Genomic DNA, 12,332 nt, shown 5'->3' on the forward strand with positions numbered 1-12,332 from the left:
GGCGTCAACCGAGTGGGGCGAACAGGTCCACCGCGTTGCCGTCCGGGTCTTCGATCGTCGCGTAGCGTTGGCCCCAGAAGGCGTCCCACGGATCCTTGTGGCTGCGGTAGCCGGCCGCCACCAGGTCGGCGTGGGTCTTGTCCACATCGGACGGTGAGTCGCACAGGAAGGCCAAGCCCACGCGGTGCCCGCCGGTCGGTGCGGTCCACGACGGGTCGAAGGAGCGGAGCGTCTCGACGGTGTCCCACGCGAAGCGCAGGCCGCCGGGCAGCGCCGCCTCCACGTGCGGTTCCTTGTCGGCCTCGGACGGAACGTCGAAGCCGAGCCGGCGGTAGAACGCCAGCGACGTGGCCATTTCGGCCACCACGATGCCGATCAGGTCGAATTTCGGTGCCATGCGTCCACCGTAGAACCGGGCTCACCCCGCGTCTTGAACGAATCGGACACCCAGCTCGCGCGCCACGTCGACGAGCCGCTCGACGTCGGCCTCCGTCGTGCGCCAGTTGACGATCGCCGGGCGCAGCGCGGTGTGGCCACGGTAGACCGTGGTGCCCGCGTAGACCCGGCCGTCCGCGAGCAGCGCCTCGCCGAGCGCCGCGTTCAGCGTGTCCAGCTCCTCCTCCGGCACGCCGGGCGGGCGGTACCGGAAGCACACCACGCACAGCCGGACCGGCGCGAGCAGCTCCAGGTCGGGCGCTGCCTCGACGAGCCGGCCGAGGTGGGCGGCCAGGTCCAGGTGCCGCTCGACCAGCTCCCGGTAGCCGGCCCGGCCGTACGCGCGCAGCGTCGCCCAGATCGGCAGCGCCCGCGCTCGCCGCGACGACTCGGGCCCGAGCCGGCTGTAGTCCACCTCGCCCGCGAGCAGGTAGGGCGCATGCCACGAGCCGAACGTCTCGCCGAGCACCCGCGGGTCGCGTACGAACGCGAACCCGCTCTCGTACGGCACGTTCAGCCACTTGTGCCCGTCGGCCGCCACCGAGTCGGCCCGCTCGATGCCGCGCAGCAGGTGCGCGGTCCGCGGGGACAGGGCCGCGAACAGGCCGAACGCGCCGTCGACGTGCAGCCAGCAGCCGTACCGCCGCGCCAGGTCGGCCAGTTCGTCGATCGGGTCGAAGTCGCCGGCGTTGACCTCGCCCGCGGTGGCGATGAGCACGGCCGGGCCGTCGAGCGCGGCGAGGTCCCGCTCGATCGCCGCCGGGTCGGCCCGGCCGTCGCCGTGCGTCCGGACGGTGTCGCGGCCACAGCCGAGGAGCTGCAACGCCTTGCGCGCGCTCGGGTGCACGTAGCCGCCGCCGAGCACGGGCATGGCGGGCAGTCCTCCGAGCCCGTCGGCGGCCACGTCGCGACCGTGCCGGGCGGCCCACCAGTGGCGCGCGCAGGCGAGGCCGGTGAGGTTGGCGAAGGTGGCGCTCGGGGTGAGCACCCCGCCCCACTCGGCCGGCAGCCCGAACAGGTCCTTCAACCAGCCGAGAGCGACGGTCTCGGCCGTGGTGGCGAGCGGCGAGGACGACCACAGCACGGCGTTCTGGTCGAGCAGCGAGGTCACCCAGTCCCCGGCCAGCGCCGCCGGCGTCACCCCCCCGACCACGAGGTGGAGGAACCGCGGACCGGACGAGTGGGTGGCCGCCCCGGTCCCGATCCGCAGCAGCTCCCCGACCGACTCCAGCGCGCCGAGCCCCTCCTCCGGCAGCGGGCCGCCCAGGTCGTCGAGCAGCACCCGGGCCGCCGCGTCGTCGACCGGCCGGGCCGCGAGCGAGCTCAGGTAGCCGGGCGCGGCCTTCGCCACCAGGTCGAGCACCGGTTCGGCGTCGGGGTCCATGAGCTCATGATGCCCCGAGGTCGAGCCGGGCGTCCCGGGCGAGCAGCGGTGGCGCACCGGCGGCCGCGGTGTGCGGGTACTTCAGGTTGCTCCCGGTGTTGAGCACGACGACCTCCTCGCCGCCGTCGAGCCAGCCGCTCGCGCGCAGCCTCGCCACGGCGGTGAGCGTGGCCGCGCCTTCCGGGCACATCAGCACGCCCTCGGCCGCCGCGCACGCGGCCTGCGCGGCGAGGATGTCCTCGTCGTCGACGGCGACCGCGGTGCCGCCGGTGTCGCGGACCGCCCGCAGGACGAGGAAGTCGCCGAGCGCGCTCGGCACGTTGAGGCCGAACGCCACGGTCCGCGCGTCCGCCCACGGCTCCGCGGTCTCCTCGCCCCGCTCGTACGCCCGGACGATCGGCGCGCAGCCCGAGGACTGCACGGCCACCAGCCGCGGCGGCCGGCCGGTGACCCAGCCCAGCGTGCGCAGCTCGTCGAGGGCCTTGCGGATGCCGATCAGCCCGACGCCGCCGCCGGTCGGGTAGACGATCACGTCCGGCATCCGCCAGCCCAGCTGCTCGACGATCTCCAGCCCCATCGTCTTCTTGCCCTCGATGCGGTACGGCTCCTTGAGGGTCGAGGTGGTGAACCAGCCGTCCTCGGCCGCCTGCCCGGCGAGCGTGCCGGCGTCGCCGATCAGACCGTCCACGAGGTAGAGCCGGGCACCGGCCATCGCGCACTCCATCCGCGTGATCGCGGGCGCCTCGGCCGGCATCACGACCAGCGCGGCCATGCCGGCCCGGGCCGCGTAGGTCGCCCACGCCGCACCCGCGTTCCCGTTGGTGGGCATGGTGATCCGCTCGATGCCGAGCTCGTGCGCCCGGGAGACCCCGACCGCGGCGCCGCGGGCCTTGAAGCTCCCGGTGGGCAGCATGGCCTCGTCCTTCGCCAGCAGGCCCGGTACGCCGATGCGGGCGCCGTAGGCCGGCAGCGGCACGATCGGCGTCATGCCCTCGCCGAGGGTCACCACGTTCGCGCGGTCCCGCACCGGAAGCAGCTCCCGGTAGCGCCACAGGTCGGCCGGCCGGGCCGCGATGTCCGAAGTGGACACCGTGACCCGGTCCAGGTCATACCGGGCGAGCAGCGGGGTTCCACACGTGCACAGGTTGTGCGGCTCCGCCGCGTCGTAGCGGGTGCCGCACCGGGCACAATCCAGGTGCGACAGCGCGCTGGTCCACGGGTCGGGTGCCATGGCCCGAGCATGCCAGCCCGCCGGTCCGGCGAATGAAACCGCGGTGTGCCGGGTATGCCCACCCCATGACCACAGCGAACACGACCGCCACCTGCGAGGTGTGCGGCAACCAGTACGACATGGCGTTCGAGGTCCGGGCCCAGGGCGCGACACACGTCTTCGACAGCTTCGAGTGCGCGATCCACGCGCTGGCGCCGGTGTGCGAGCACTGCAAGTGCAGGATCATCGGCCACGGCGTGCAGGCCGGCGGGCAGTTCTTCTGCTGCGCGCACTGCGCCCGGCAGGCCGCCGGGACCGAGGCGATCCGCGACCGCGTCTAGCGGCACGAGCCGGTCGGCCCCTGGCCGCGGTGCCCGGCTGGCCATCCTCCGGTGCACCGCGGTCAGCAGGCGGTCCGGCAGCACGCGGCCGGCCACCACCGGCACCTCGTCACCAGGGACCCGGTGACCACCTGGTCCCTGCCGGCGAGCAGCGCGCCGACGCGTCCTTGGCACCTCCGCGGCGGGGTCCGTCGGGCCGGCTCCGACCTTCGTGTCGGTCATGCCGGCGCGCTCGAAGAACCGGGTCGCGGTCGGGCCGGCAAGGTCGCCGCGACCGACGACGTGAACAGCACCCGGCCGCGGGCGCGGTCGACCGTGGCAGGCAGCGGCGGCCGGGTGCGGAGGTCCCCGCGATCCGGGCGGACCTGCGCCGGCCCGCGGAGGTCGAGCGGCTCGACGAGCAGGTGCGGGCCACCGGCCGCCGGTCGACGTGCTGGCGATCAACGCCGGCGTCGGGGTGAGCGGTGGTTTCGTGACCGGCGTGGTCCGCTCCCTTCGGCGGCTCAGGTGGTCCGGCCCGTCATCGCGTCGCGGACGCGGTCGATCAGGCCCATGCCCGGGCCCAGGATCGTGTTGGCCGGTGGCTGGTTCGGCGCCGCCGGGTGCGGGCGGGTGGGCGCGAGCCTCTTGCTCTGCTCGAACTTCCGGCCCAGCTCGCCCAGCTCGGCCGCGTCGCAGGCGTCCCGCAGCCGCGGCAGTAGGTCGCCCTCCTCCGCACGGATGTGGTGGCGCACGTCGTCGATCAGCGAGTGGACCAGCCGTGCGAACTCCGGGTCCGCCGGGTCGGTCCGGGACAGGTCCCGCATGACCCGCTCGGCGTCGGCGTGCGCGGTGAGCTGGTGTTCGACCACCTCGTCGCCGTCGGGGAGGACGCGGCGCGCGGTCGGGTAGAGATACCGCTCCTCGGCGACCGAGTGGCCGACCAGCGCCACGATCACGCGCTCGACCAGCTCCCTGCGGTGGCGGGCGTCCCCGCTCGCCTCGACGTCGTCGAACAACGCCGTCATCGCCCGGTGGTCCGCGATGACCGTGTCGACCAGGTCCTGCTGCTCGGGCTCCGTCATGCGTTCCGGGTACCCACCGCCGGGGCCGCGTACACGCCCGGACCGGGTCGCCGCCCGCTCGCACAGTCAGTCCTATGTGGACATTCGTCCGTCGGACAGCGGCGGCGGTCTCAGGGCGCTCACCGCCGGGCGTTCCTGCCCAGGCCACCGCTCCGGACGGCCGGCACGGCGACGGCCTGCGCGTACAGCCGGACGGTCTCGGTGGCGATGCGGTCCCAGGAGTAGCGGGCGGCGGCGCGGTCTCGCCCGGCCGCGCCGTACTGCTCGCGGATGGTGGGGTGGCTCAGCAGGTGGTGCAGGGTGGCGGCGAGTGGGCGGGGTTTGCGAGGTGGTACGAGCCGTCCGGTGATGCCGTCGACGACCGTGTCGGTGTGCCCGCCGACGGCGGTGGCGATGACGGGTCTGCCGCAGGCCATGGCTTCGAGGGGGACGATGCCGAAGGGTGTGTACCAGGGTGTGCAGACGACCGCGTCGGCGGAGCGGAGCAGGGCGGGCAGGTCGTCGCGGGTGACGCGGCCGAGCAGTCGTACCTGGTCGGCGACCCCCGTGGTTTCGGCGAACGAGCGCAGGAATCGTGCGTGTGGGTTGTCGTCGAGTCGGTGTGTGGCGGGTCCGCCGGCGATGAGGAGCTCGGTGTGGGGGAGGGCGCGGAGGCAGGCGATGGTGGTGGCGAAGCCTTTGCGGGGGAGGAGCCGGCCGACCGAAAGGAGGCGGTGGGGGTAGGGGCCGGTGGGAGTGCGGCGGCTTTCGGGGCGCTCGGCCTGGGGAAGGTCGGTTTCGGGGATGAAGTGGTCGAGGTCGACCCCGCAGGGGATGACGGTGACGTGGTGGCGGGGGATGCCCATGCGGAGGAGCTCGTGGAGTTCGTCGGTGCTGGTGGCGGCGATGTGGGTGGCTTGGTGACCGAGGAGCTTCTCGGTGGAGATGCGCTGCGGTGGGCTGGTGTCGTCGCCGCCTTGGTAGCGCTTTTCGACGATGCCGAGTGCGTGGTAGGTGTGGACCAGCGGTGTGTGGGTGGTGTGGGCGGTGGGGAGGGCGGCGAGGCCGGACATCCAGTGGTGGCTGTGGATGATGTCGGGTGGGTTGGCGTGCCAGTGGTCGTGGAGGTGTCGGGCGAAGGTGCCCAGGTGGGTGAGCAGGGTGGTGTCCTCGGGGAGGTGTGTGGCGGGTCCGGCTGGCAGGTGCAGGACGCGGTAGCCGTCGTCGGTGCGGACTTCGTCGGGTTGTCCGGGGGTGTCGCGTCGGGTGTGGACGGTGACGTCATGTCCCTGTCGTGCCAGGGCTTTCGACAGCTCCGCGACATGAACGTGCTGCCCACCCGCATCCGGGCCCCCCAGCGGGCTCGCATGCCCGGAAACCATCGCGATCCTCATGCGAAATACCCACCTTCGCGTTGCGCTGATCGGTGAGCAGTTCGTTCCAGCTTCTCAAGAACGTGCTCAGATCGTGGCCCCACCGGTCGCGGGCCGCCGCGCGTCCGTGGTGTTCCCCCAGGACGCCTCGGCGGCGGCGTGCCGCTGCTCGGGTTGCTTGGCAACCGGTACCGCCTCCTGCGCCGCCAGCCTTTCGCGGCACTGCCGGGCGAGCCGTCGAGCGTGAACAGTCATGGCCCAAACTCCTCTGTCACAGAGGGATATACCCCCGTATGGCCTCACAACACCTGATTTGTCTACTCAGACGCATGGGCAGAGCCCGGGTTCCGTCGCGCCCACGATGACGCGGCTCCATCTGGGACGGGCGGGTTCGGACTCCGCTCAACCGCCCGGGGAATGGGCCGTGAGCCGCTCGCACGCCCGCCACAGCTGGCGCGCTGCGGGCTTGTTTTGCATAGTGCTCGGTGTGTCGGCCGTGGCGCGCGGTCGTGCCAGAACAGACCCGTGCGGCGCAACGGCTCCGTCGCGGCCGCGAGCCACACGGTCGGGGACCACGCCCTCGTCCGCCGTGCGCAGCACCGGCCTCGTGACGGCGCGGACCTGGGCAGCCCGTCGTTCAGACCCGGGGTCTGCGCCCAGCCCGGATGCGTGGCGTGCACGACGATCCCGTCGCCCGCCAGGCCCTCGCCCACTCCTCGGCGAGCACGACCTGCATCCGCTTCGTCCGCGCGCACGCGGTGAGCCCGCGGTAGGTGCCCCGGAGGTACTGCGGCTCATCGCCGTGCAGCCGCCGGCCGTACATCCCGCTCGACGAAACGAAGATCACCTGGCGCGCTCGTCGACCAGCACGCCCGCGTTGTGCACCAGCACCAGCACCAGCACCAGCACCCGCGGCGCGGGCACGCGGGCGCGGCAGTCGTCGGCGGACTCGCGCACCCCGGCGAGCACGGACACGTCGCATTGCTCGACCTAGAGCGCCGCCCCGGGAACCCGCTCGCCGATCCGCGCGCGGGCGTGCTCGAGGCGGTCTGGCCGCCGGCCGAGCAGGTGCACGCGTGCGCCGAGCCGGGCGAGCCCGGTGGCGGTCGCCGTGCCGAGCCCGGTTCCCGCGCCGGTGACCAGTGCGTCCGTGCCCTCCGGCGACCCGGGCGGCGGGTCGGCCGGCCAGTCCCCACGGTGCCGGCGCACCCGGTAGCCGATCCGCGAGTTGCCCGGCACGATCAACCGGTCCAGCAGCGTGTCCACGATGTTCGTTCGGGTTCGCGTCACCATGGCCGCCGGACGCGTTGGGGATCACCATGTACGGGGGATCCTCGGTCGAGGCAACGGTCCTCCCCGGTGAGCTGGCGGTACGCCGGCCAGCTCGTGATCAGTCGACGGACGTTCATGTCTGGCTCCCGTGATCCACTCGTGTCCAACGCCAGGTCCGCTGCCGCGGGGTGCACGGCGGCGCGCCCGGGGCACGGGCGCGCCACCGGGTGCGTGCGGGCGGGCGTCGTCAGCCGGACAGCCGGCTGACCAGCAACGCCTTGCCCTGCTCGGCGCCCTTGCGGCTCTCGCCCTTGGCGCGGCGGAAGAACTCGGCGAGCTCGGTGTCGCCGGCGCGATCCGCGTCCTGCGCGTAGACCTCCATGCGCAGCGCGTTGCTCAGACACTGCTCGACGAACCAGATGATGTTGTAGTCCTTGTCCTTGGTGCCGGTCACCTGGCCGGTTTCGGTGGTGGTCACCGTGCCTCCTCTCTGGCTGGATGGTCACCGTTCGGCTACCCGGTCGGCGCGCGCTCATGCGTATGCGAGGCTGATGGATGTGGGCGGCTCGGCGGAGCAGGCGCCCGGGCGCTGGGCGGGTGGTCGGCGACCTGGCGACCGGCGCGGGCCCGGCCGACGCGTAGTCCGGAGTGGACACGGTGATCCACTGCGCCACGTCGCTGCGCGGGCGCGACGTGACGCACGCCCGGCGGCTGACCGAGGCGGCGCCGGCGGCGACCCAGTTCCACGACCTGGTGCTGCGGCCACCCCGCGGGCACCGGCCTGGTGTCGCGACCCCTCCTCACCCGGCGGGCTTCTGGCGGGTGATGGCCGCCTCGACGCCGTCCAGGATGACGGACAGGCCTACCTCGAAGGTCTCGCTGGCCTGCTGTTCCAGGTACGGCCGCGACTCGTCCCACTCGAAGGTGTCCTCGGTGCCCAGGCGGGCGATCATCGGGTACCGCTCCGCGAAGTCGGGGGCCAGCTCGAGCAGCAGCGCCGAGCGCGTGGCCCACCAGTCCTCATTGGACATTCCGGTGTCGGTGACCGCCTGGCCGGCCTCCGCGATCGTGGCCGCGGCGCCGCGGACGAAGTGGGACAGGGAGCCGACCACGCGCGTCAGCAGCCGCGCGGGCAGGCCCGTCTCGAACAGGATCCGGGTCACCGCCTCCACCACGGCGTACTCGTGGGGACCCAGCACCGGCCGCACCTGCGACACCTGCAGCGCCCACGGGTGCCGCTGGTAGCACCGCCACAGGTCACGGGCCCACGAGACCACCGCCGCGCGCCAGCCCTCGGCCAGCGGGTACGACTCGGGCAGCCCGGCGTGCGCCTGGTCGTACATCAGGTCGACCAGCTCGCTCTTGCTCGGCACGTAGGTGTACAGCGCCATCCCGGTCCGCCCCAGCCGCTGGCCGACAGCCCGCATCGACAGCGCCGCCATGCCCTCGGTGTCGGCCACCTCGATCGCCGCCTCGACGATCTCGTCCACGGTCAGCGCCTGCCTCGGGCCTGGCCGCGGCTCGCCGGCGGACTCGTCCAGCCGCGCGCGCCACAGCAGCGCCAGCGACCGTCGAGCGTCGCCCTGTGCGGCGAAGACAACCACTGGTAACTCCTTAGGGTGTAAAGTATGCTCACTTTACACCCTAAGGAGACTGCGTTGGACATGGAGCTCGTCGGTTCCCTGACCGTGACCCGGGTTCGTGCCCGCACACCCCGGATGGTGCGGGTGAGCTTCGCGGCGCCGGACGGGTTCGTGGCCTGGCCGGACCAGCAGGTGAAGCTGTGTTTCCCGAGGGCCGGGGCGCTGCGCCTGCCGCCGGCGGCAGGCGACGAGATGCGGTGGTACCAGGCGTTCCTGGCGATCCCCGAGGAGTCGCGGCCGTGGATGCGCAGCTTCACCGTCCGCGCGCACGACCCCGCCCGCGGCGAGATCGACGTCGACTTCGTCCTGCACGGCGACGCGGGCCCGGCGGTGCGCTGGGCGCGGACCGCCGCGCCGGGCCAGGTGCTGGGCCGCTACGGGCCGTCGGAGATCTACCGCAAGCCGCTGCGGCCCGGCGACTGGTACCTGTTCGCCGGCGACGAGACGGCCGTGCCGGCGATCGGCTCGCTGCTGGAGTCGCTGCCGCCGGCCGCGCGGGCCGTCGTCCTCCTGGAGGTCGCCGACCCGGACGAGGAGCAGCCACTGTCCACTCCGGACGCAACGGACGTGCGCTGGCTGCCCCGGTCGGCCGGCGAGTCGCTGCTCGACGCGGTGCGCGCGCTGACGTTCCCGCGGGGCGCGGTCTCGGCCTGGCTGGCCGGTGAGGCCGGCACGGTGCGCGCGCTGCGCCGCCACCTGGTGTCGGAGCGGGGCGTGCCGAAGCGCGCGATCGAGTTCGCCGGCTACTGGCGCCGGCGGCTCACCCAGGACGACGCCCCCACGGACGCGGACATGGCGGAGGCGATGGAGCGGCTGGCGCTGGCCGAGCGGGACGGCTGACCGCTTACCTCCTCGACAGGCGCAGGATCGCGGTGCCGTCCGCGGCGGCCGGGATCTCCACGACGAGCCGGTTGATCGTCACGCGGGCGCCCGGATGGGCAACCACGAACCCGACCGGGGGAGTGGTGCCGACGAACGAGGTCTGGCAACGCTCGTCGCCCTCGCAGTTCATGTCGAAGGTATTGCCCGCCAACGTGAGCGCGGTGCTGACCTCGTCGCCCGTGATCGACTCGACAGCCAACTCGGTGATCCCGGCCGCCGGGGCCACCGGGATCACCGTGCGGCCGGTCAGCCGTACCTCGCAGGCACCGTCCCGGCAGGCGGCCACGTTGCCGCCGTCCGCGGCGGCCGTCGGCGCCGGTGGGGCCGTGGTGGCCGACGTCGTCGTGGTGGTCGGGGACGAGGCCGTTCCGGAAGTGGCCGGGGCCGCACCGCCCGTCCTCGTGGTGCACGCCGGCACCACGAGGACGGCGGTCAGCAGGAGCGCCGCCGCGCGTCGTGTCATGTGGACAGAAGATCACGACGCGCCCGGGACCCCTCCCGCGGGGACACTAGTGCGTGCCGGCCCGCCGGACCGCGGCGACGATCTCCGTGTTGGGCGCGCCCTTCAGCAGGTACTCGACGATCCCGGCGCTCATCATCTCCGCCACCGTGCCCGAGTCGTCGTACGCCGAGAACGCCAGGATCCGGGTCCGCGGCGCGTGCGCCAGGATCCGCCGTGCGGCCCGCGGACCGCCGCCCCCGGGCATCCGCACGTCGAGCACGACGACCTCGGGGGAGTGCCGCTCGGCGAGCGCGACGGCCTCGTCCGCGTCGCTCGCCGTGCCGACCACGGCGATGTCCGGCTCCGCCTCCAGCACCTCGCGCAGGGCGTCGCGGATCATCGGGTCGTCGTCGGAGATGAGCACGCGCAACAGTTCCGATCGGGTGCTCATGCCGGCACGTCCGGTGTGCAAGCCGGGTTGGGCAGCCAGAACTCCACGGTCGTGCCTTCCCCGGGCGTGCCGGAGATCGTCCACCAGCCGCCCGCGGTCTCGGCGCGCTCGCGCATCTCGATCAGTCCGAAATGCTCGAGCGGCTCGGGCCCGGTCTTCGCCGGGCCGTACCCCACGCCGTCGTCGACGACCCGGACCAGCGTGCCGTTGTCCACAGTGGACAAGTAGACGCCGACCGTGGCGGCCCGGGCGTGCTTGTGCACGTTGGTGAGCGCCTCCTGACAGATCCGGAAGATCGTGATGGCGCTCTCGGTCGGCGGCTCCTGGGTCAGCTCCTCGCGGTGCAGCGTGGGGACCACGCCCCACCCGGCGACCACGTCGCGCAGGTAGTCGTTGAGGGCGGAGACCAGGCCGTGCCGGTCGATCGCGGTCGGGCGCAGCTGGAACACGAGCGTGCGCAGCCGGGTGATCGTGCCGCGCACCGCCTCGTCGAGCCGGTTCAGCGTCGCGCGGTGCTCCTCGGGCAGGCGTTTCGCGATCAGCTGCAGCCGCATGCCGACCGCGACCATCGACTGGATGGAGTCGTCGTGCACGTCCCACGCGATCCGGCGGCGCTCGAGCTCCTGGGCGCGCACGAGGTGGCCCAGCAGCCGACGCCGCTCGGCGAGGGCCTGCTGCACGGTCCGGCGTTCGGTGAGGTCGCGGGTGACCTTGCCGAAGCCGCGGAGGTGGCCGTGTTCGTCGTGGAGGGCGGTGATGACGACGTTGGCCCAGAAGGGGGTGCCGTCTTTGCGGATGCGCCAGCCTTCGTCTTCGAGTCGTCCGGCGTTGATGGCGGTTTCGAGTTCTCGGGCGGGTTTGCCGGTGGCGATGTCCTCGTCGGTGTAGAAGATCGAGAAGTGTTTGCCGATGATCTCGTCGGGTTGGTAGCCCTTGATGCGTTCGGCGCCGGCGTTCCAGCTGACCACGTGGCCCTCGGGGTCGAGCATGAAGATCGCGTAGTCGACCACCTCTTGCACCAGCAGCCGGAAGTCGGCATCTGCTGGCGGTGGCGCTGACTCGGACATGTTGTCACTGTGCCCGATGCGGACCGCGGGCATCGCGTGGCCCCTGGTCAGGCCGGCAACGGGTTGGGGACCGCGGGAAGCTCGCACCAGACGACCTTGCCCCGGTCCAGCTTCGACACACCCCACGCGGTCGACATCCGTTCGACGAGGCGCATGCCCAGGCCGCCGGTGTCGCTCGCCGCGGTCGGCGGCAGTGGGCTGTCGTCGGCGACCTCGACGCGGATGCCATCGTGCACGGCGCTCAGGCGTACCACCGGCTGCCCGTGCCCGTGCAGGAGGACGTTGCTCACCAACTCGGAGACCACCTGAGCCGCGTCCTGCCAGCAGTGGTGCCCCCACCTGGTCAGCGTCTTGCGGGTGAACTCGCGCGCCAGAGCGGCGCTGCGGTGGTTCTCCGGAAGGCGGACCTCGATCTGCGTCATCGCCTGTGCATCCACGAGCGCACTCTCCGCCACCCCCGGCCGGCTGGCGAGACGCAGCAGGCTCAGCCCGGCTAGTGCATACGCATCAGTCGAGCAGGCCCTCCCGCCGCGCGATGGCGACGGCCTCGAGCTTGGAGCGCGCGCCGAGCTTGTCGAGGATCCGCTGGACGTGGTTGCGGACCGTGTTGCGGGTGACGCCCAGCCGCTCGCCGACCTCCTCGGTGCTGGCCCCGCCCGCCAGCAGCACGAGGGTCTCCTGCTCCCGCGCGGTGAGCGGGGTGCCGCCGCGGCGGCCGGTGAGCCGGTCGAGCACGCCGGCCAGCAGGCCCGGCCCGAACGCCACCTCGCCCGCCGCCACCTGCCGGAC

The 12,332-nt window shown here is 73.1% G+C and carries 18 protein-coding genes; 2 read left to right on the forward strand and 16 right to left on the reverse strand.

The annotated features are described in order from the left end of the window. Nucleotides 1–4: 4 nt before the first annotated feature. Genes ACRDTB_RS21625 through ACRDTB_RS21635 form a run of 3 tightly spaced genes read right to left on the reverse strand, consistent with a single transcriptional unit; the run spans nucleotide 5 to nucleotide 3,050 of the window. A complete protein-coding gene (locus tag ACRDTB_RS21625) occupies nucleotides 5–397 on the reverse strand; it encodes a VOC family protein (RefSeq protein WP_431432948.1) in 393 nt (130 codons plus the stop codon). A 21-nt stretch (nucleotides 398–418) separates the two neighbouring features. Then, nucleotides 419–1,819, reverse strand: coding sequence for a pyridoxal phosphate-dependent decarboxylase family protein (locus ACRDTB_RS21630; protein ID WP_431432950.1), 1,401 nt, complete (start codon nucleotides 1,817–1,819; stop codon nucleotides 419–421). Nucleotides 1,820–1,823: 4 nt separating this feature from the next. Continuing rightward, complete coding sequence (locus tag ACRDTB_RS21635; RefSeq protein WP_431432952.1) at nucleotides 1,824–3,050, reverse strand: threonine synthase; 1,227 nt, start codon at nucleotides 3,048–3,050, stop codon at nucleotides 1,824–1,826. 65 nt (nucleotides 3,051–3,115) lie between these two features. On the opposite strand from ACRDTB_RS21635, the gene ACRDTB_RS21640 reads away from it, so the two are divergent. Beyond that, entirely contained in the window at nucleotides 3,116–3,370 is a 255-nt protein-coding gene (locus tag ACRDTB_RS21640) for a Prokaryotic metallothionein (protein ID WP_431432954.1), read from the forward strand. 503 nt (nucleotides 3,371–3,873) lie between these two features. Here the strand turns inward: ACRDTB_RS21640 and ACRDTB_RS21645 are convergent. The 8 genes from ACRDTB_RS21645 to ACRDTB_RS21680 form a co-directional block, all read right to left on the reverse strand. Beyond that, nucleotides 3,874–4,434 carry a hemerythrin domain-containing protein gene (locus ACRDTB_RS21645; protein WP_431432956.1) on the reverse strand — a complete coding sequence of 187 codons (561 nt, stop codon included), beginning with the start codon at nucleotides 4,432–4,434 and terminating at the stop codon, nucleotides 3,874–3,876. A 119-nt stretch (nucleotides 4,435–4,553) separates the two neighbouring features. Continuing rightward, on the reverse strand, nucleotides 4,554–5,807 hold the full coding sequence (locus ACRDTB_RS21650) for a glycosyltransferase (protein WP_431432958.1): 1,254 nt from the start codon (nucleotides 5,805–5,807) through the stop codon (nucleotides 4,554–4,556). Nucleotides 5,808–5,873: 66 nt separating this feature from the next. Then, nucleotides 5,874–6,041, reverse strand: coding sequence for a hypothetical protein (locus ACRDTB_RS21655; RefSeq protein WP_431432959.1), 168 nt, complete (start codon nucleotides 6,039–6,041; stop codon nucleotides 5,874–5,876). A gap of 382 nt (nucleotides 6,042–6,423) precedes the next feature. Beyond that, nucleotides 6,424–6,633 (reverse strand): hypothetical protein, encoded by a 210-nt coding sequence (locus ACRDTB_RS21660; protein WP_431432961.1) that lies wholly within the window; start codon nucleotides 6,631–6,633, stop codon nucleotides 6,424–6,426. Next, complete coding sequence (locus ACRDTB_RS21665; protein ID WP_431432963.1) at nucleotides 6,630–6,761, reverse strand: hypothetical protein; 132 nt, start codon at nucleotides 6,759–6,761, stop codon at nucleotides 6,630–6,632. The genes ACRDTB_RS21660 and ACRDTB_RS21665 overlap by 4 nt, the downstream gene beginning before the upstream one ends. Nucleotides 6,762–6,776: 15 nt before the next feature. Beyond that, a complete protein-coding gene (locus tag ACRDTB_RS21670; protein WP_431432965.1) occupies nucleotides 6,777–7,052 on the reverse strand; it encodes an SDR family NAD(P)-dependent oxidoreductase in 276 nt (91 codons plus the stop codon). A gap of 253 nt (nucleotides 7,053–7,305) precedes the next feature. Further along, nucleotides 7,306–7,536 carry a hypothetical protein gene (locus ACRDTB_RS21675; protein ID WP_431432967.1) on the reverse strand — a complete coding sequence of 77 codons (231 nt, stop codon included), beginning with the start codon at nucleotides 7,534–7,536 and terminating at the stop codon, nucleotides 7,306–7,308. 322 nt (nucleotides 7,537–7,858) lie between these two features. Continuing rightward, nucleotides 7,859–8,662 carry a TetR/AcrR family transcriptional regulator gene (locus tag ACRDTB_RS21680; protein ID WP_431432969.1) on the reverse strand — a complete coding sequence of 268 codons (804 nt, stop codon included), beginning with the start codon at nucleotides 8,660–8,662 and terminating at the stop codon, nucleotides 7,859–7,861. A gap of 60 nt (nucleotides 8,663–8,722) precedes the next feature. Here ACRDTB_RS21680 and ACRDTB_RS21685 point away from each other — a divergent pair, with 60 nt between their 5' ends. Next, nucleotides 8,723–9,541: a siderophore-interacting protein gene (locus tag ACRDTB_RS21685; RefSeq protein ID WP_431432985.1), complete on the forward strand. Its 819-nt coding sequence runs from the start codon at nucleotides 8,723–8,725 to the stop codon at nucleotides 9,539–9,541. 4 nt (nucleotides 9,542–9,545) lie between these two features. On the opposite strand, the gene ACRDTB_RS21690 is transcribed toward ACRDTB_RS21685, so the two are convergent. The 5 genes from ACRDTB_RS21690 to ACRDTB_RS21710 all read right to left on the reverse strand — a co-directional run. Next, on the reverse strand, nucleotides 9,546–10,046 hold the full coding sequence (locus ACRDTB_RS21690; protein ID WP_431432971.1) for a hypothetical protein: 501 nt from the start codon (nucleotides 10,044–10,046) through the stop codon (nucleotides 9,546–9,548). Between the two features lie 46 nt (nucleotides 10,047–10,092). Continuing rightward, nucleotides 10,093–10,476, reverse strand: a complete 384-nt coding sequence (locus ACRDTB_RS21695; RefSeq protein ID WP_431432973.1) for a response regulator — start codon at nucleotides 10,474–10,476, stop codon at nucleotides 10,093–10,095. Further along, nucleotides 10,473–11,543, reverse strand: a complete 1,071-nt coding sequence (locus ACRDTB_RS21700; protein WP_431432975.1) for a PAS domain-containing sensor histidine kinase — start codon at nucleotides 11,541–11,543, stop codon at nucleotides 10,473–10,475. Before ACRDTB_RS21700 ends, ACRDTB_RS21695 begins: the two co-directional genes overlap by 4 nt. A gap of 47 nt (nucleotides 11,544–11,590) precedes the next feature. Continuing rightward, nucleotides 11,591–11,980 (reverse strand): ATP-binding protein, encoded by a 390-nt coding sequence (locus ACRDTB_RS21705; RefSeq protein ID WP_431432977.1) that lies wholly within the window; start codon nucleotides 11,978–11,980, stop codon nucleotides 11,591–11,593. A 70-nt stretch (nucleotides 11,981–12,050) separates the two neighbouring features. Further along, on the reverse strand, nucleotides 12,051–12,332 hold a 282-nt coding region (locus ACRDTB_RS21710), incomplete at its 5' end, for a LuxR C-terminal-related transcriptional regulator (protein ID WP_431432979.1).

This window comes from Actinophytocola sp. (assembly GCF_050699935.1).
Lineage (GTDB): Bacteria > Actinomycetota > Actinomycetes > Mycobacteriales > Pseudonocardiaceae > Actinophytocola.

Excerpts from the sequence above, each read along its gene's own strand:
- ACRDTB_RS21625 (WP_431432948.1), bottom strand. The coding sequence starts at position 397 with ATGGCACCGAAATTCGACCTGATCGGCATCGTGGTGGCCGAAATGGCC.
- ACRDTB_RS21630 (WP_431432950.1), bottom strand. The coding sequence starts at position 1,819 with ATGGACCCCGACGCCGAACCGGTGCTCGACCTGGTGGCGAAGGCCGCG.
- ACRDTB_RS21635 (WP_431432952.1), bottom strand. The coding sequence starts at position 3,050 with ATGGCACCCGACCCGTGGACCAGCGCGCTGTCGCACCTGGATTGTGCC.
- ACRDTB_RS21640 (WP_431432954.1), top strand. The coding sequence starts at position 3,116 with ATGACCACAGCGAACACGACCGCCACCTGCGAGGTGTGCGGCAACCAG.
- ACRDTB_RS21645 (WP_431432956.1), bottom strand. The coding sequence starts at position 4,434 with ATGACGGAGCCCGAGCAGCAGGACCTGGTCGACACGGTCATCGCGGAC.
- ACRDTB_RS21650 (WP_431432958.1), bottom strand. The coding sequence starts at position 5,807 with ATGAGGATCGCGATGGTTTCCGGGCATGCGAGCCCGCTGGGGGGCCCG.
- ACRDTB_RS21655 (WP_431432959.1), bottom strand. The coding sequence starts at position 6,041 with ATGACTGTTCACGCTCGACGGCTCGCCCGGCAGTGCCGCGAAAGGCTG.
- ACRDTB_RS21685 (WP_431432985.1), top strand. The coding sequence starts at position 8,723 with ATGGAGCTCGTCGGTTCCCTGACCGTGACCCGGGTTCGTGCCCGCACA.
- ACRDTB_RS21690 (WP_431432971.1), bottom strand. The coding sequence starts at position 10,046 with ATGACACGACGCGCGGCGGCGCTCCTGCTGACCGCCGTCCTCGTGGTG.
- ACRDTB_RS21695 (WP_431432973.1), bottom strand. The coding sequence starts at position 10,476 with ATGAGCACCCGATCGGAACTGTTGCGCGTGCTCATCTCCGACGACGAC.
- ACRDTB_RS21700 (WP_431432975.1), bottom strand. The coding sequence starts at position 11,543 with ATGTCCGAGTCAGCGCCACCGCCAGCAGATGCCGACTTCCGGCTGCTG.